General features: G+C 61.5%; 18 protein-coding genes. 14 read left to right on the top strand and 4 right to left on the bottom strand.

What is annotated here, in order from left to right:
- Position 1: 1 nt before the first annotated feature.
- Genes ctaD through Q8L25_RS05480 form a run of 5 tightly spaced genes read left to right on the top strand, consistent with a single transcriptional unit; the run spans position 2 to position 3404 of the window.
- Positions 2-1609, top strand: coding sequence for a cytochrome c oxidase subunit I (ctaD, locus tag Q8L25_RS05460; protein ID WP_308923911.1), 1608 nt, complete (start codon positions 2-4; stop codon positions 1607-1609).
- Between the two features lie 6 nt (positions 1610-1615).
- Positions 1616-1732, top strand: a complete 117-nt coding sequence (locus tag Q8L25_RS05465) for a cytochrome oxidase small assembly protein (protein WP_308923912.1) — start codon at positions 1616-1618, stop codon at positions 1730-1732.
- Position 1733: 1 nt separating this feature from the next.
- The gene (locus tag Q8L25_RS05470; RefSeq protein WP_308923913.1) at positions 1734-2306 is read left to right on the top strand and encodes a cytochrome c oxidase assembly protein; all 573 of its coding nucleotides are present in this window, start codon (positions 1734-1736) and stop codon (positions 2304-2306) included.
- A gap of 2 nt (positions 2307-2308) precedes the next feature.
- Positions 2309-2512, top strand: a complete 204-nt coding sequence (locus tag Q8L25_RS05475; RefSeq protein ID WP_308923914.1) for a DUF2970 domain-containing protein — start codon at positions 2309-2311, stop codon at positions 2510-2512.
- Positions 2513-2534: 22 nt separating this feature from the next.
- Positions 2535-3404: a cytochrome c oxidase subunit 3 gene (locus tag Q8L25_RS05480; RefSeq protein ID WP_308923915.1), complete on the top strand. Its 870-nt coding sequence runs from the start codon at positions 2535-2537 to the stop codon at positions 3402-3404.
- 118 nt (positions 3405-3522) lie between these two features.
- Here Q8L25_RS05480 and Q8L25_RS05485 read toward each other — a convergent pair whose 3' ends face one another.
- Positions 3523-3723 (bottom strand): twin transmembrane helix small protein, encoded by a 201-nt coding sequence (locus Q8L25_RS05485; RefSeq protein WP_065308323.1) that lies wholly within the window; start codon positions 3721-3723, stop codon positions 3523-3525.
- Positions 3724-3807: 84 nt separating this feature from the next.
- Between Q8L25_RS05485 and Q8L25_RS05490 the strand changes: the two genes are divergently transcribed.
- From Q8L25_RS05490 to Q8L25_RS05515, 6 genes are read left to right on the top strand one after another with little or no spacing between them, the layout of a single operon-like run.
- Complete coding sequence (locus Q8L25_RS05490) at positions 3808-4497, top strand: SURF1 family protein (RefSeq protein WP_308923916.1); 690 nt, start codon at positions 3808-3810, stop codon at positions 4495-4497.
- A complete protein-coding gene (locus Q8L25_RS05495) occupies positions 4478-5095 on the top strand; it encodes a cytochrome C oxidase subunit I (RefSeq protein WP_308923917.1) in 618 nt (205 codons plus the stop codon). Before Q8L25_RS05490 ends, Q8L25_RS05495 begins: the two co-directional genes overlap by 20 nt.
- 18 nt (positions 5096-5113) lie before the next feature.
- Positions 5114-6307, top strand: coding sequence for a COX15/CtaA family protein (locus tag Q8L25_RS05500; RefSeq protein WP_308925657.1), 1194 nt, complete (start codon positions 5114-5116; stop codon positions 6305-6307).
- Positions 6304-7203 (top strand): heme o synthase, encoded by a 900-nt coding sequence (gene cyoE, locus Q8L25_RS05505; RefSeq protein ID WP_308923918.1) that lies wholly within the window; start codon positions 6304-6306, stop codon positions 7201-7203. Before Q8L25_RS05500 ends, cyoE begins: the two co-directional genes overlap by 4 nt.
- On the top strand, positions 7200-7784 hold the full coding sequence (locus tag Q8L25_RS05510) for an SCO family protein (RefSeq protein ID WP_308923919.1): 585 nt from the start codon (positions 7200-7202) through the stop codon (positions 7782-7784). Before cyoE ends, Q8L25_RS05510 begins: the two co-directional genes overlap by 4 nt.
- Positions 7785-7826: 42 nt before the next feature.
- Complete coding sequence (locus Q8L25_RS05515) at positions 7827-8906, top strand: AI-2E family transporter (RefSeq protein WP_308923920.1); 1080 nt, start codon at positions 7827-7829, stop codon at positions 8904-8906.
- Here Q8L25_RS05515 and Q8L25_RS05520 read toward each other — a convergent pair.
- Both Q8L25_RS05520 and Q8L25_RS05525 read right to left on the bottom strand, forming a co-directional pair.
- Complete coding sequence (locus tag Q8L25_RS05520; RefSeq protein ID WP_308923921.1) at positions 8903-10243, bottom strand: hemolysin family protein; 1341 nt, start codon at positions 10241-10243, stop codon at positions 8903-8905. The genes Q8L25_RS05515 and Q8L25_RS05520 overlap by 4 nt on opposite strands.
- A 96-nt stretch (positions 10244-10339) precedes the next feature.
- A complete protein-coding gene (locus Q8L25_RS05525; protein WP_308923922.1) occupies positions 10340-11674 on the bottom strand; it encodes an MFS transporter in 1335 nt (444 codons plus the stop codon).
- A 171-nt stretch (positions 11675-11845) separates the two neighbouring features.
- On the opposite strand from Q8L25_RS05525, the gene Q8L25_RS05530 reads away from it, so the two are divergent.
- Positions 11846-12865, top strand: a complete 1020-nt coding sequence (locus Q8L25_RS05530; RefSeq protein WP_308923923.1) for a serine hydrolase domain-containing protein — start codon at positions 11846-11848, stop codon at positions 12863-12865.
- On the opposite strand, the gene Q8L25_RS05535 is transcribed toward Q8L25_RS05530, so the two are convergent.
- Positions 12866-13771: a LysR family transcriptional regulator gene (locus Q8L25_RS05535; protein ID WP_308923924.1), complete on the bottom strand. Its 906-nt coding sequence runs from the start codon at positions 13769-13771 to the stop codon at positions 12866-12868. It lies immediately after the preceding gene.
- A gap of 113 nt (positions 13772-13884) precedes the next feature.
- Between Q8L25_RS05535 and Q8L25_RS05540 the strand changes: the two genes are divergently transcribed.
- On the top strand, positions 13885-14955 hold the full coding sequence (locus Q8L25_RS05540) for a DUF475 domain-containing protein (protein WP_308923925.1): 1071 nt from the start codon (positions 13885-13887) through the stop codon (positions 14953-14955).
- A 154-nt stretch (positions 14956-15109) separates the two neighbouring features.
- Positions 15110-15685, top strand: a complete 576-nt coding sequence (locus tag Q8L25_RS05545; protein ID WP_308923926.1) for a TerD family protein — start codon at positions 15110-15112, stop codon at positions 15683-15685.
- Positions 15686-15757 lie beyond the last annotated feature (72 nt).

Consider the following 15757-nt stretch of genomic DNA (forward strand, 5'->3'; position numbering starts at 1 on the left):
CATGAGCACTAGCACTTTGGACCGCGCCGGTCAGGATCTTCACGACCACGCCCACGATCACGCCCACGACCATCCCACGGGTTACCGCCGCTGGCTGTTTGCCACCAACCACAAGGATATCGGTACCCTCTACTTGTGGTTCTCGTTCGCCATGCTGCTGTCGGGCGGCGTGCTGGCCCTGATGATACGCACCGAGCTGTTCCATCCTGGCCTGCAGTTTTTCCACCCTGAATTCTTCAACCAGCTCACCACCATGCACGGCCTGGTGATGGTGTTCGGCGCCATCATGCCGGCCTTTGTCGGCTACGCCAACTGGATGATCCCGCTGCAGGTGGGCGCCTCCGACATGGCGTTTGCGCGCATGAACAACTTCTCGTTCTGGCTGCTGCCGCCGGCCGCGATCCTGCTGGCCACGTCCTTCCTGGTACCGGGCGGCGCCACGGCCGCCGGCTGGACCCTGTACGCGCCGCTGTCGACGCAAATGGGACCCGGCATGGACATGGCGATTTTCGCCATGCACCTGATGGGCGCCTCGTCCATCATGGGCTCGATCAATATCATCGTCACCATCCTCAACATGCGCGCCCCCGGCATGACGCTGATGAAAATGCCGATGTTCTGCTGGACCTGGCTGATCACGGCCTACCTCCTGATCGCCGTGATGCCGGTGCTGGCCGGGGCGATCACCATGACCCTGACCGACCGCCATTTCGGCACCTCGTTCTTCAACGCGGCCGGCGGCGGCGACCCCGTCATGTACCAGCATATCTTCTGGTTCTTTGGCCACCCCGAGGTCTACATCATGATTCTGCCTGCCTTCGGCATCGTCTCGCAGATCCTGCCGGCGTTTGCCCGCAAGCCGCTGTTCGGCTACGCCTCGATGGTGTACGCCACGGCCTCGATCGCGATTTTGTCGTTCATCGTCTGGGCCCACCACATGTTTACCACCGGCATGCCGGTGACCAGCCAGCTGTTCTTCATGTACGCCACCATGCTGATCGCCGTGCCGACCGGCGTGAAAGTGTTCAACTGGATCGCCACCATGTGGAAGGGGTCGATGACGTTCGAGACGCCGATGCTGTTCTCGGTCGGCTTCATCTTCGTGTTCACCATGGGCGGCTTTACCGGCCTGATCCTGGCTGTCACGCCGATCGACATCCAGCTGCAGGATACGTATTATGTGGTGGCCCACTTCCACTACGTGCTGGTGGCGGGCTCGCTGTTCGCCCTGTTCGCCGGCTTCTATTACTGGTCGCCGAAATGGACCGGCCATATGTACAACGAGACGCGCGGCAAGATCCACTTCTGGCTGTCGTTGATCACCTTCAACGTCACCTTCTTCCCGATGCACTTCCTGGGCTTGGCCGGCATGCCGCGCCGCTACGCCGATTATCCGGCGCAGTTCACCGACTTCAACATGATCGCCTCGATCGGCGGTTTCGGTTTCGGCCTGATGCAGGTGTATTTCCTGGTGTTTGTCGTGATCCCGACGATTCGTGGCGGCAAGGCAGCGGCGGCGAAACCATGGGAAGGCGCCGAAGGGCTGGAGTGGACCGTGCCGAGCCCGGCGCCGTTCCATACCTTTGAAACACCGCCAACCGTGAAGTAAGCCGTCATGAGCGAGCGTAATAGTGGACGCAAGAAGCCGAACAACCTGCGCACCGGGCTGATCCTGGCGGCGCTGGCGGCGTTCTTTTTCATCTCCGTGTTTGCCAAGCGGCTGTGGCTGTGACATGACGACGCCAGTGCCTCGGGAGACACGCGGCCTGAACCGCCAGATGCTGGGCAAGCTGCTCGTCATTGCCTGCGTGATGTTCGGTTTTGGCTACGCCCTGATTCCCGTCTACAAGCAGATTTGCGAAGTAATGGGCATCAATGTGCTGACGCAAAAGGATGGCACGGTCGCCTGGGACAAGAACACGCAAGTCGATACCACCCGCAGCATCACGGTGGAGTTCGACGGCAATGCCCAGGGACCATGGCGGTTTCGCCCGGTGGTATCCAGCATGCAGGTGCATCCGGGCGAGCTGGTGACGGTGCTGTATGAAGTGGTCAACACCCAGGGGCGCACCGTCAATGCGCAGGCGATTCCCAGCTACGCGCCGCAAAGCGCCACGCCGCATTTCAAGAAGGTCGAGTGCTTCTGCTTCCAGCAGCAGACCTTGAAACCGCATGAGGCGCGGCAGATGCCGGTGGTGTTTTTCCTCGATCCGGCGCTGCCGAAAGAAGTGAAAACCATCACCCTGTCATACACGTTTTTCGAGATTGCCGGACTGAGCCAGGCTCAGACACCGGTGGTGCAATAGCCATGAACGAACCGCGCAAGCCGCAAGCGTCGTTCCTGTATTCATTGAAGGCCGTGATCTGGTCGTTTACCGGTTTACGGCGCAAGAGCGATTTCGATACCGATTCGGCCAGGCTGAACCCGGTGCATATCGTGATTGCCGGCTTGCTGGCGGTGGCCTGCCTGGTCGGCATCCTGATTGCCATCGTCAGCCTGGTCGTACCATAAATATATCAACGAGGAGATGAGAATGAGTTCCAACCACGCTACAGCGTCCTCTGCACCCTATTATTTCGTACCCGGGCCATCGAAGTGGCCGATGCTGGGCGGCGCCAGCCTGCTGCTGACCATGATAGGCGCCTCGGCCTGGGTCAATGACGTGGCGTGGGGACCTTACCTGAACTATATCGGCCTGGCCGGCATTTTGCTGGTGCTGTATTTCTGGTTCGGCGACGCCATCGGCGAGTCGGAAAAAGGCTTGTACAGCGAGCGCATCGATTACTCCTTCCGCTGGAGCATGAGCTGGTTCATCTTCTCCGAGGTGATGTTCTTTGCCGCCTTCTTTGGCGCCCTGTTCTATGCGCGCAGCATTTCCATGCCGTGGCTGGGCGACCTCGACCACAAGCTGATCTGGCCCGATTTCGCCGCCCACTGGGGCACAGTGGGGCCGGCCGGCACGGTGCAGGAATTCACCACCATGACGCCGTTCTGGATTCCGACGATTAACACGGCCTTGCTGCTGACCTCGGGCGTCACGCTGACGATTTCGCACCACGCGCTGCGCGCCGGCCACCGCGGCATGACGGCCCTGTTCCTGGCCGCCACGATTTTGCTGGGCGCCGTCTTCATGGGCTTCCAGGTGTATGAATACATGCACGCGTACAGCGAACTGAACCTGAAAATGACGTCCGGCATCTACGGCGCCACCTTCTTCATGCTGACCGGTTTCCACGGCTTCCACGTGACCCTGGGCGCCATCATGCTGTCGGTGATCTTGTACCGGGTATTGAAAGGCCACTTCACGCCCGAGCATCACTTCGGCTTCGAAGGCGCCGCCTGGTACTGGCACTTTGTCGACGTCGTCTGGCTGGGCCTGTACGTGGTCGTGTATTGGTTATAATGCGGGGCAGGGTGCATGGCGCAAGCCGTGTGCCCCGGCAGGAAAAAAGCCGTACCGGACGATCCGTGTACGGCTTTTTTCTTGGCGTTGAAATTTGCCAATCAGGCAATGGCGGCGTCTAATGGATGCCGGTAGGCTGTATGTAGCCCAGCTTGTGCGCCAGCAGTATCAACAGGAACAGGGCAATCGAAAACCCTACGCGCATGGCCAGCGCCTGCACGGTGCGGTTGCTCTTGCCCTTGTCGCGCATCAGGAAGAACAAGGCCGAGCCCAGGCTGCCCAGGATCAGGATAAAAGCGATGGCGACGACGATTTTCATGGATGACAAGGCCGGCTCTGAGGAGGTTTCATTGTAATGCCAGTACGCTTCCCATTCCGCTTTCGATGGATACCGTTTGTTGTAATGCTGCTACTGGTGGCGCTGGGCCTGTCGCTGGCGCAATGGCAGCAGCGCCGGGCGGAAGAAAAAATCGCCCGCGCCGCCAGGCTGGAAGCGGGCAACCTGGCCGCGCCGCTGGCGTTGACGGCCGCGCCTTTGCTGCCCGTGGACGCCGAAGCGATCGAATACCGCCGCGTGACGGTGACGGGCCACTTCGTGCCCGCCTGGACCGTGTACCTGGACAACCGCCCGTACCGCGGCCAGGCCGGTTTTCATGTGCTGACGCCGTTTCAAATCGACGGCTCGACCATGCATGTGCTGGTGGCGCAGGGCTGGTTGCCGCGCAACAATGCCGACCGTACCCGTATCGCCGATTACAGCACGCCCACCGGTACTGTCACGTTGCAGGGCGTGGCGCGCCTGAATGCCGGCCATGTGATGCAGCTGGGCACGGCTGCTCCTTTGCTTCCGCAAGCCATTGTGCAAAATGCCGATATCGCGCAACTGGCGCAGGCCAGCGGCCTGGCCTTCCAGCCGCTGCTGATCGAACAGACCTCGCCGGAGAGCGCCAAGCTGCCGGTGCGCGACTGGCCGGCGCCGGATCTCGGTGCGGACAAGCACCGCGGCTACGCCTTCCAGTGGTACGCGCTGGCACTGATGGCCTTTTTATTTTTTGTCTTTACAGGATGTCGACGTGCAAACAAATCTCCCTGACGCGCTTGAGAAAAAAGCGCAAACCACCGGCCGCTGGAAGCTGCTGGCCGTGGTGGCCGTGTGCGCCTTTCCCATCATCGCCTCGTATGTGACGTATTACATCATCAAGCCCAGCGGGCGCAACAACTATGGCGCCCTGATCGACCCGCGCCAGTATCCGATCCCGGAAGCCACATTGCAGGTGAAGGAGCTGGACGGCAAGCCATCGCCGCTGGCGCAGTTCAAGGGCAAGTGGGTGATGCTGCAGGCCGGTCCGTCCGACTGCCAGCAGGCGTGCAAGCAGCAGCTGTTTGCCATGCAGCAGTTGCGCCTGACCCAGGGCAAGGAAAGGGAGCGCATCGAACGCGTCTGGCTGATCACCGACCCGGAGCCGATCGACACCATCGTGATGCGCGAATACGACGGCACCAACATGCTGCGCGTGAATGGCGACGCCTTGAAAGCCTGGCTGCCGGTGGAAGCCGGCGGCAAGCCGGACGATCATCTGTATCTGATCGATCCACTGGGCAATCTGATGATGCGTTTCCCGAAAGATGCGGACCCGACCAAAGTAAAAAAAGATATCGCCAAGCTGCTCAAAGCTTCGGCGATCGGTTGAGGAGTCCGCATGCCTGAAATGCATCTTTCCGCGCTGGCCCAGCTGGGCCTGACAGGCCTGCTGGTAGCCCTGTTGCCGCTGACCATGGTGTGGGTCTCCGCCGACGCCAATAAATACCGAAAACTCGTGTGGATCGCCGTGTTCCTGACGGTCGACCTGATCATGTTTGGCGGCTTTACGCGCTTGTCCGATTCCGGCCTCGGCTGCCCGGACTGGCCCGGCTGCTATGGCTCGGCCAATCCTTTCCTGGCGCACGAGCATATCGTGGCCGCTGAAACGCTGATGCCGACCGGCCCCGTGACGGTGGTCAAAGCCTGGATCGAAATGACGCACCGCTACCTGGCGATGGCGATCGGCGTGCTGATCGTGGCGATGATGGTACAGGCCTGGCGTCAATGGCGGAAAAAGGATAAACAAGGAAACCGCCGCGAGGAATTCGCGCCCGCCTTGCCGACGGCGCTGTTCTTCTTTGTCTGCCTGCAAGGCGCGTTTGGCGCTTGGACCGTCACCTTGAAACTGCAGCCGGTGATCGTCACCATCCATTTGCTGCTGGGCATGGGATTATTGTCCCTGCTGGTGTGGCTCGGTGGACGCCAGGATCATGCGGTGTCGCCGGTGCTGTGCGCCGATGCCGATGCCGTGGTACTGCGCCCGGTGCGCGCGCTGGCGATTTTTTCGGCTGTATTGTTGACCTTGCAGATCGCCTTGGGCGGCTGGGTCAGCACCAATTATGCGGCGCTGGCCTGTACCGATTTTCCTTTGTGCGGCGGCAAGGTGATCCCCGAGATGGATTTCGAGCACGCCTTTTATTTGTGGCGCGAGCTGGGCAAGACGGCCGCCGGCCATTATCTGCCGTTCTCGGCGCTGACGGCGATCCACTGGGTGCACCGCAATTTCGCCTTGATCGTGTTGGCCGGCATCGGCTATACCGTGTTTCGCGCATGGAAGCTGCCGTCCCTGCGCGGCACGGCGCGGATGATTGCCCTGGTGCTGGCACTGCAGGCGGCCACCGGCATGGCGACGATCTACCTGAACTGGCCGCTGGCGATTGCCGTCCTGCATAACGGCGGGGCGGCGCTGCTCGTGTTGTTGCTGACCATGTTAAACTACAAGGCTAAATTCCAGCTCGATGCCGCACAGAATCGGAATATTCAACACGGCATCCACCGCGACACCTACGCGGCGGCACCTTCCGCACGCTCCCAGAAATGACTACTCAGACCATCAGCCGTAAACCCTCCCCCCGCATCGCCCAGTACTGGGCGCTGACCAAGCCGCGCGTGACGCAACTGGCCGTATTTTGCGCCGTGATCGGCATGTTCTTGGCCAGCGAAACCTTGCCGGACTGGCAGCCGGTGGTGTTCGGCACCATCGGCATCTGGTTGCTGGCGGGCGCGGCATTCGCCGTCAACTGCCTGGCCGAGCGCGAGATCGACGCGCGCATGGCCCGCACGGCGCGCCGTCCGATGGCGATGGGCGATATCACGGTGAAACAGACGGTGGTGTTCGCGCTGGTGATCGGCGGCCTGGGCATGGGCATCCTGTATTACCTGGTCAATCCGCTGACCATGTGGCTGACCTTTGTGACGTTTGTCGGCTATGCGCTGATCTACACCATGGTCCTGAAACCGGCCACACCGCAGAACATCGTCATCGGTGGTCTGTCCGGCGCCATGCCGCCGGCGCTGGGCTGGGCCGCTGTCGCCAACGACGTGCCGATGCAGGCCTGGCTGCTGGTGCTGATCATTTTTGTCTGGACGCCGCCGCACTTCTGGGCGCTGGCCATGTACCGCCGCGACGACTACGCCCGCTCCGGCCTGCCGATGCTGCCCGTCACCCACGGCCTGGCATTCACGCAGTTTCACGTGTGGCTGTATTCGATCGCGCTGGCCGCCACCACCCTGATGCCGTACGCCGTGCGCATGAGCGGGCTGATCTACCTGGCCTCGGCCGTGGTACTGAACGCCGGCTTCCTGTATTACTCGTGGCAGATGTACCGCAAGTACACGGACCTGATCGCGAGGAAAGCCTTTACCTATTCCATCATCTACCTGTCGCTGCTGTTCGTGGCGCTGCTGGTCGACCATTACATCCCTCTCGGCTCATGAAAAAACTCTTCTGCCTGTTGTTGACCACCTTGCTGCTGGCCGCTTGCGGCAAACCGGAAGCGCCGAAACCGGCTTTCCAGAACACCGATGTGACGGGACTGGGCTATGCGCGTGAGTTTGCGCTGACCGACCATACGGGCAAGCCACGCACCCTGGCCGATTACCAGGGCAAGGTCGTGCTGATGTTCTTCGGCTATACGCAATGCCCGGACGTCTGCCCCACCACCATGGCCGACATGGCGCAGGTGATGAAAGAGATGGGGCCGCAGGCCGACCAGGTGCAAGTGCTGTTCGTCACGGTCGACCCCGAGCGCGACACGCAGGCCCTGCTGGCCGAATACGTGCCGGCCTTTGACAAGCGCTTTGTCGGCCTGTACGGCGACCTTGCCGCCACGGCGAAAGTGGCCAAGGAATTCAAGGTGTATTACGCCAAGGTCGAAGGCGAAACCGACAGCAGCTACACGGTCGACCATACGGCCGGCACCTATGTGTTTGACCGCCACGGCAAGATCCGCCTGTTCGTGCGCCACGGCGAGAAGCCGGCCGCCATCGCGCACGATCTTAAACTTCTGCTATCCTGAGCCAGCGGCGCCGCTGGGGCGCCATCTCAGGATACGCGGTACATGGACAAACGTTTCGAGCCTCACGCCCGCCTGGCAGCCGTCATCTTTTTGTTGATCGGCTGCTTTTTCGTCCTGCGCCCCTTTTTGCCGGCGATGCTGTTCGCCGTCTGCGTCAGCATTTCCAGCTGGCCGCTGTATCTGCTGCTGCTGGCGCGCGTCAAGGGCCGGCGCAACCTGGCGGCGGCCATCATGACCGTCTCGCTGGTGCTGGTGATCGTGCTGCCGCTGGTGCTGGTCACCTACAATCTGGCCGACAATGTGGCGCGCATCTATGAGCAGCTGCGGCTGGCGCTGGACGAAGGCGGGCTGCATCCGCCGGCCTGGCTGGCCAGCATACCGCTGATCGGCGACACCATCGACGGCTATATCCGGCGCATTATCGACGACCGCGAAGAGCTGCTGAACCTGGGCAAGAACATGCTGGAGCCGGCCCGCCATTTCCTCACGTCCGGCGGCATCGTGCTGGGCAGCGGCGTGGCACAGACCAGCCTGGCCGTGTTCGTCAGTTTTTTCCTGTACCGCGATGGGCAATTGCTGCGCACCGCGCTGCTCAACGGCAGCGCGCGCATTATCGGCGACAGCGCGCCCGGCGTGGCGCTGACCATCAGCCGCACCATCCGCGGCGTGATGTATGGCCTGCTGGGCACGGCGCTGGCGCAGGCGCTGGTGGCGGTGGTGGGGTTTCTGATCGCCGGCGTGCCGGCCGTGGCCCTGCTGGGCATCGCCACCTTCGTGCTGTCGCTGGTGCCGGTGGGGCCGCCGCTGGTGTGGGGCGGCGCCGCCATCTGGCTGTTCAACAGCGGCCAGACGGGCTGGGGCATCTTCATGCTGGTGTGGGGTGGCTTGTTGATCAGCGGCGTCGACAATGTGGTCAAGCCGCTGCTGATCAGCCGCGGCAGCAGCCTGCCGTTTTTGCTGGTGCTGCTGGGCGTGCTCGGCGGCGTGCTGGCCTTCGGCTTTGTCGGCATCTTTATCGGCCCGACCCTGCTGGCGGTGCTGTACAGCTTGCTGCAAACTTGGACCCTGGGCATGACAACCGTGCCGCAGGGCAAGGATAGCCTTGGCGAAAAGAAATCTTAGTCGCGCAGGTCGGCGTCCAGGTCGCGCTCGACTTTCGGTATCACCTTGATCAGGACGATACGGGGGCCGTTCATTTTCTTGACGACGATATCGAAGTCGACAAAGGTGATGCGCTGGCCCTGTTTCGGAATATCGCCCAGCTTGACCATGATCAGGCCGCCGACGGACTCCACGTCATCGAGGCCCAGTTCCTCGTTCTCGATATCGATGCCGAGGATGCGTTCGAGCGAGAAGATCGGCAGGCTGGCCTTGCCGATCAGGGTGCCGTCGCTCTGCTTGAGCCAGTCGTTTTCATTGCGGCGAAATTCATCGCGGATCTCGCCGACCATGGCGCCCAGCAAATTGTCCAGAGTAATGAACCCCACCGGGCGCTTGCCCTTTTCGCCGATCAGCGCGAAGTGCGGCGCGCCGTCGCGAAAGCGGCGGAACAGTTCCAGCGCCGGCGTGCGCGCCGAAATGATGTCCACCGGCCGCAGGAAAGGGATCAGCGAGCTGATGGTCTTGCCGGCCTGCTGGGCGAAAAACAGGTCTTTCAGGTGAATCACGCCCAGCACATCGTCTTCATTGGTATCGAAGTAGGGGTAGCGGCTGAAGCGGTTGCGCAGCACGGTTTCCAGGTTCTGCTCCAGGTTTTCCGAGGCATACAGGGCCACCACTTCATTGAGCGGGCGCATCAGGTCCGACACCGTCATCTGCTCGAAGTCGAGCGACTGGGCCAGGATATTGCGTTCGTCGCGCGTGAATTTTTCGCCGGGCTGGCTGGTGCGCAGGATCAGTTTCAGCTCTTCGGAGGAGTAGTGGGCATCGTGGCCGCCTTTTCCCGACAGGCCCGCCATGCGCAACACCCAGTTGGCGCTGGCGTTGAGCAGGAAGATGGCCGGGTACATGGCCCAGTAAAAGCCGTACAGGGGAATCGCGCTCCACAGGCCGACCGCTTCCGGGTTGCGGATCGCCATCGATTTGGGCGCCAGTTCGCCGACCACGATATGCAAAAAGGAAATCACGCTGAAGGCCACCACGAAGGACACGCCGTGGATCAGTTCCTGCGAAGTGACGCCGATGGCGCCGAACAGCGGTTCGAGCAGGCCCGCAAAGGCCGGCTCGCCGACCCAGCCCAGGCCCAGCGACGCCAGCGTGATGCCCAGCTGGCAGGCCGACAGGTAGGCGTCCAGCTGGCCGTGCACCTTGGCCAGGATGCGGCCCCGCAGCCCCTGCGTCTTGGCGATGGCGCGGATGCGCGTGCGCCGCAAGGTAACGATGCCAAATTCGGCGGCAACAAAAAAACCATTGAGCGCGACCAGGAAAAAGGCGAGCAGGACAAGCAAAACATTGTGCATGGGGACGCAAAAAGATGGGCTGTTAAAACGTCATCTTAAACGACGAAGGCCACCATGGCCTAATATCGGCCGCGCGCGCCGCAATTTCAGTCCTTTTCAGGCCTTGACCGTGCTGGTGCCGCCACCACGCATGGAAAACACCATCACGGCCGAGACGATGGCCGGAATCGCCACCACCAGGAAAATCGTGCTGTTGGGCCAGTTCAACCGGATCAGCTCGCCGCCAAGCACCGGGCCGATAATCGAGCCGATGCGGCCCACGCCCAGGCTCCAGCCGATGCCGGTCGAGCGCAGGGTGGTGGGGTAGTAGCTGGCCGCCAGCGCATTGACGGCCGGCTGGCCACCGACGATGCAGAAACCGGCAATGAAAATCGTGATGAACAGGAAGGCCAGCGACACGTCCGGACGGCCGATCAGGGCAATCGCCACCGCCGCCACCAGGAAGCAGGGCAGCAGGATGCGGCGGAAGCTGGAGCGGTCGATCAATTGCCCCATGATCAGGGTGCCGATGGTGCCGCCCACTTGCAGGGCAGTGCCGGCCAGCACCGCATTGGCGGTCGACAGGCCCGCTTCCCTGGCGATCGTCGGCAGCCAGTTCGACAGGAAATACAGGTTCAGCAAGTTCATGAAGTTGATGATCCATAACAGGATCGTCATTTTGGCGCGGCCTTCGCGAAACAGCGCCAGCACGGGTGCGCCACGGGTTTCCTTCTCATGCACCACGTATTGGGTGTCGGCGGTGATCGTCACGCTCGGGTCGATGCGCTTGAGCCACTGTGCCACCTTGTGCAAATTCTTTTTCTTCAGCACCAAAAACTGCATCGACTCGGGCAGCAGGAAGAACATCAGCACGCCGATCGCCAACGGCACCACGCCGCCCACGTAAAACACCGATTGCCAGCCAAACGCGGGAATCAGGGCCGCCGACAACAGGCCACCGAGCACGGCGCCCAGCGTAAAACCGCAGGACACCAGCATCATCAGGGTGACTTTCTTGCGCAGCGGGCTGTATTCGCCTGCCAGCGCCATGGCGTTCGGCATCACGGCGCCCAGGCCCAGGCCGGTGATAAAGCGGATCAGCTGCAGTTGCTCGATGGTGGTGGCCAGCGGCGTGACCAGCATGCAGAGGGAAAAGAAAATGGTCGAACCGATCAGCACGGGGCGGCGGCCGAACTTGTCGGCCGTGATGCTGAACACCAGCGAGCCGACCAGCATGCCCAGCAGGCCGGCGCCGAAGACCGGGCCCAGGTTGGCTTTGCTCACATGCCAGTCGGCAATAATGGCGGGCGCCACATAGCCCATCGCCTGCACGTCGAAGCCATCCATGATGACGCACAGCCCGCACAGGATCAGCATGCCGATCTGGAAGGAACCTATCTTGTTGTGATTGATGAGATCGGGAATATCGATCGTCGTGCCTGCCGTGGACATGCTTGCGCTCCTGGGATTTTGTTATCGGTGGCGCCTGTACGTGTGATTGCGGCAGGCACCTTTCTGAGCCTTGATTACAATCGTTTTTGATTGATTATTCAAACGTTATTTTCGAATGGATTTATCAGTTTTTCCACTGAATACAAGAATCAGTATGTTAATCTTATCGCCATGAAAAATCTTGCTCTTCACTTCGAGGCCCTGCAGGCGCGCCTGCCTGCCGACGGCCCCGGCTTCAGCGCGCTGGTGCTGCGCCACGGCCAGCCTGTGTTCGAACTGCATCACGGCCTGGCCTGCCTGGAACTGGGCGTGCCGCTGACAGGCCGCTCACGCTATTACCTGGCGTCCGAGTCGAAACAGTTTACGGCCGCCTGTGTGCTGGATCTGGTGCGCCAGGGACGGATCGGCCTCGATGACGATGTGGCGCCCCACCTGCCGGAAGTGCGGCAGTTCGAACAGGCGATCAGCGTGCACCAGCTGCTCAACCACACCAGCGGCATCCCCGATTATTTTGCTTTCCTGCAGTGCCAGCTGGGCCGGCACGAGAGCGACTATTTCAATAATGTGCATTTGCTGCGCATCATCGAGAAAATGGATGAGCTGGCGTTTGCGCCCGGCAGCGCCCATGCCTACAGCAACTGCAATTACATTTTGCTGGCCAAACTGGTGGAAGTGTTGAGTGGAAACTCGTTGGCGGAGCATGCGCGCAACACCCTGTTTGCGCCGCTGGAGATGCACGCCACTGCGTTCGACGTCGAGCGGCAGGCGGTGATGCCGCAGCGCGTGCGCAGCTATACGCCAGACGCGGCAATGCCGGGCGGCTACCGCCAGCATCTGGGCAACGCGAATACCGTCGGCGATGGCGGCGTGTATGCCTCGCTGCATGACTTGGCCTTGTGGGAGCGGGCATGGCACCGCCAGTACGCTGACCCCGCCAGCCTGGTGCGTTCCTTGCTGCAACCGTCGAGCGCGCCAGACGGCCACCACTGGTCCTACCGCTTCGGCCTGGAAGTGTTCGAGCACGCGGGACGCGAGGTGGTGTTCCACGGCGGCGGCCTGTGGGGCTTTCATACCTTGCTGCTGCGCCTGCCGCAGGCCGGCTTGTCGGTGGTGCATCTGGCCAACGTCGATACGGCCGAGCCGGACCAGGCGGCCCTGCTGGCGGCGATTGCGGCTGACCTGGACGGCTGATCAGGGCGCGGTGGGCGGCTTTTGCACGGCCGCCAGAATCACCCCCAGCGCCGGGTGCATGATCTTGCGTTCGTTCGAGATCACATAGAACTGTTCGCGCAGGGACGAGGCTTCGCCCACCAGCACGGCGCCGAACTGTTCCTCGATCTCGGCCGCCAGGCTGGCCGAGGCGAAGAACAGGCCCAGGCCCTTGCGGCCAAAGGCGTTCAGCATGGCGTTGTCTTCGAACTCGCCGGCCACGTCGGGCCGCACGCCCTGGTGCACCATCCATTCGTCGATGCGTCCGCGCAAGGCGTTGTTGCGCGTCGGTAGCAAAAACGGCGCGCCATGCAGACTGTGCGGAAAGTTGTCGCGGTAGCGTTCGGCCAGGGCCGGCACGCCGAACAGTTTCATGGCGCTCTCGCCCCACAGATGACTCGATACGCGCAGGCTGGCGCCGGCCGGCACGGCGCGGTCGGTCAGCACCAGGTCCAGCTTGTGCAGCGCCAGGTCGGCCAGCAGCGACTCGAACTCGTTTTCCAGGCACACCAGCTTGACGGGCTGGTCCAGGCTGCGCGTGGCGTCGAGCATGCGGTAGGCCATCAGTTTCGGCAGGGAATCGGAAATGCCCACGGTCAGCCGCATCTTTTCCGCATCGGTGTCGGCCAGCGCCTCTTGCATCTGCTCGCCCAACAGAAAGATCCGGTCCGCATAGCCGAGCGCCAGCCGGCCCGCTTCGGTCGGCACCAAGCGCCGGCCCTGCGGCTGCAGCAGCGACTTGCCCAACTCCTTTTCCAGCAGCGCCAGCTGGGTGCTGATGGTCTGCACGGCCAGGCCCAGGCGCTCGGCCGCGCGCGTCACGCCGCCTTCCCTGGCGACGACCCAAAAAAAGTACAAATGGCGGTAATTGAAGCCCGTGGTTTTCATCTGCTTGGCCTATCTTCTGTTTTTACGAAGTAATACTTCCATTATCTTCCATTTTTAAATCAATCGTGCGCACCTATACTCTGCCTCATGTTTGCAAACTGATAGGAGAATTGATGAAGCATTTTAGAGTGTCATTTTTAGTGACATTTATCTGCCTGGGCATCTCGGCCTGGTGGGGCTACACGCATGGCGGCGTGTCCACCATGCTGTCGGCCCTGGGTATTGCCGTGATCCTGGGCATCATGGAAGTGTCGCTGTCATTCGACAATGCGGTCGTCAATGCTTCTGTCCTGAAAAACTGGGACAAATTCTGGCAAGGCCTGTTCCTGGGCGTAGGCATCATCATCGCCGTGTTCGGCATGCGCCTGCTGTTCCCGCTGGTGATCGTGGCGCAAGCGGCCGACCTCGGTTTGCTGGAAGTGTGGAACCTGGCGCTCAGCGACCCGGAACAGTATTCGATGCACCTGACGAATCACCATGCGGAAGTGGCGGCCTTCGGCGGTATTTTCCTGCTGCTGGTGTTCCTGAACTTCCTGCTGGACCATGAAAAAGAAACCCACTGGCTGGGCCGCTTCGAAGAAAAGCTGGGCGCGCTGGGCAAGGTTTCCTCGATTTCCGTGATGATCGCGCTGGGCACCCTGATGGCCAGCCTGAGCATGATAGACGAGGGCCAAAAACTGGTGGTGCTGACGGCGGGCCTGTGGGGTATTTTGACCTACGTCGGCGTCGACGTGATCAGCGGCTTGCTGGAAGGCGACAACGGTGACGGCAATATGGGCGACATCGTCAAGCGCGGCGGTATCGGCGGCTTTTTGTACCTGGAAGTGCTCGATGCCTCGTTCAGCTTTGACGGCGTGATCGGCGCGTTCGCCATCACCAAGGACGTGGTCATCATCATGCTGGGCCTGGCCATCGGTGCGATGTTCGTGCGGTCGATGACGGTGTTCCTGGTCCGCAAGGGTACGTTGGATGAGTTCGTTTATCTGGAGCACGGCGCGCACTATGCGATCGGTATCCTGGCCGTGATCATGTTGGTCAGCATGAAGTTCCATGTGCCGGAGATTTTCACGGGCCTGATCGGCGTGGCCTTTATTCTCGCCTCGCTGTGGTCGTCGATCCGCTACAAGCGCCGGATGGCGCTGGAAGAAGACAAGCCTGACGTGCTGGAATCAGCCAAGGCATAGCAGGTCTAAAAAGAATGCGCGGCAAACGACCACACCGGTTTGCCCGCCAGCAGCAGCAAGCGTCGCCGCCGGCCCGGGGAGTCGGGCCGGTGGAGGGCGCCAGGTGTTTGTATTACGTATGCGGTACCTTCATTTCATATAGGAGAAATACATCATGGCAATCAGTCTGCAAAAAGGCGGCAACGTCAACCTGAGCAAGGAAGCTCCCGGCATCACCAAGATGACCATCGGCCTGGGCTGGGATGCGCGCGCCACCGATGGCGCCGCGTTCGACATCGACGGTTCGGTCTTCCTGCTGAAAGCGGACGGCAAGGTCCGTGCCGACGTCGACATGATTTTCTACAACAACCTGAAGTCGAGCGACGGCTCCGTTACCCACTCGGGCGACAACACCACCGGCGCCGGCGATGGCGACGATGAAACCGTCACCGTCGACCTGTCGACCGTGCCGGCCGAGATCGACAAGATCGCCGTCTGCGTGACGATCCACGATGCCGAAGCGCGCAAGCAGAACTTCGGCATGGTCTCGAAAGCCTATGTGCGTTGCATCAACGCCAATGGCAACACGGAAATCGCCCGCTTCGACCTGTCGGAAGACGGCTCGGCCGAAACGGCGATGGTGTTTGGTGAAATCTACCGCAACGGCGCGGATTGGAAATTCAAGGCCATCGGCCAGGGCTACAAAGGCGGTCTGGGTCCACTCGCAGCCTCGTTCGGCGTCGGCGTGTAAGGTCACCACACCAAACCTACTGCGCGGTGCAATTTGCGGCCGGCGATGCTCGCTGTACTAGAGTACAGCTGC

Source organism: Janthinobacterium sp. J1-1, from assembly GCF_030944405.1.
Taxonomy (GTDB): domain Bacteria; phylum Pseudomonadota; class Gammaproteobacteria; order Burkholderiales; family Burkholderiaceae_D; genus Janthinobacterium.

What these genes read in the sequence shown, in the direction of transcription:
- ctaD (WP_308923911.1), top strand. Translation starts at nt 2, where the DNA reads ATGAGCACTAGCACTTTGGACCGCGCCGGTCAGGATCTTCACGACCAC.
- Q8L25_RS05465 (WP_308923912.1), top strand. Translation starts at nt 1,616, where the DNA reads ATGAGCGAGCGTAATAGTGGACGCAAGAAGCCGAACAACCTGCGCACC.
- Q8L25_RS05470 (WP_308923913.1), top strand. Translation starts at nt 1,734, where the DNA reads ATGACGACGCCAGTGCCTCGGGAGACACGCGGCCTGAACCGCCAGATG.
- Q8L25_RS05475 (WP_308923914.1), top strand. Translation starts at nt 2,309, where the DNA reads ATGAACGAACCGCGCAAGCCGCAAGCGTCGTTCCTGTATTCATTGAAG.
- Q8L25_RS05480 (WP_308923915.1), top strand. Translation starts at nt 2,535, where the DNA reads ATGAGTTCCAACCACGCTACAGCGTCCTCTGCACCCTATTATTTCGTA.
- Q8L25_RS05485 (WP_065308323.1), bottom strand. Translation starts at nt 3,723, where the DNA reads ATGAAAATCGTCGTCGCCATCGCTTTTATCCTGATCCTGGGCAGCCTG.
- Q8L25_RS05490 (WP_308923916.1), top strand. Translation starts at nt 3,808, where the DNA reads ATGCTGCTACTGGTGGCGCTGGGCCTGTCGCTGGCGCAATGGCAGCAG.
- Q8L25_RS05500 (WP_308925657.1), top strand. Translation starts at nt 5,114, where the DNA reads ATGCATCTTTCCGCGCTGGCCCAGCTGGGCCTGACAGGCCTGCTGGTA.
- cyoE (WP_308923918.1), top strand. Translation starts at nt 6,304, where the DNA reads ATGACTACTCAGACCATCAGCCGTAAACCCTCCCCCCGCATCGCCCAG.
- Q8L25_RS05510 (WP_308923919.1), top strand. Translation starts at nt 7,200, where the DNA reads ATGAAAAAACTCTTCTGCCTGTTGTTGACCACCTTGCTGCTGGCCGCT.
- Q8L25_RS05515 (WP_308923920.1), top strand. Translation starts at nt 7,827, where the DNA reads ATGGACAAACGTTTCGAGCCTCACGCCCGCCTGGCAGCCGTCATCTTT.
- Q8L25_RS05520 (WP_308923921.1), bottom strand. Translation starts at nt 10,243, where the DNA reads ATGCACAATGTTTTGCTTGTCCTGCTCGCCTTTTTCCTGGTCGCGCTC.
- Q8L25_RS05525 (WP_308923922.1), bottom strand. Translation starts at nt 11,674, where the DNA reads ATGTCCACGGCAGGCACGACGATCGATATTCCCGATCTCATCAATCAC.
- Q8L25_RS05530 (WP_308923923.1), top strand. Translation starts at nt 11,846, where the DNA reads ATGAAAAATCTTGCTCTTCACTTCGAGGCCCTGCAGGCGCGCCTGCCT.
- Q8L25_RS05535 (WP_308923924.1), bottom strand. Translation starts at nt 13,771, where the DNA reads ATGAAAACCACGGGCTTCAATTACCGCCATTTGTACTTTTTTTGGGTC.
- Q8L25_RS05540 (WP_308923925.1), top strand. Translation starts at nt 13,885, where the DNA reads ATGAAGCATTTTAGAGTGTCATTTTTAGTGACATTTATCTGCCTGGGC.
- Q8L25_RS05545 (WP_308923926.1), top strand. Translation starts at nt 15,110, where the DNA reads ATGGCAATCAGTCTGCAAAAAGGCGGCAACGTCAACCTGAGCAAGGAA.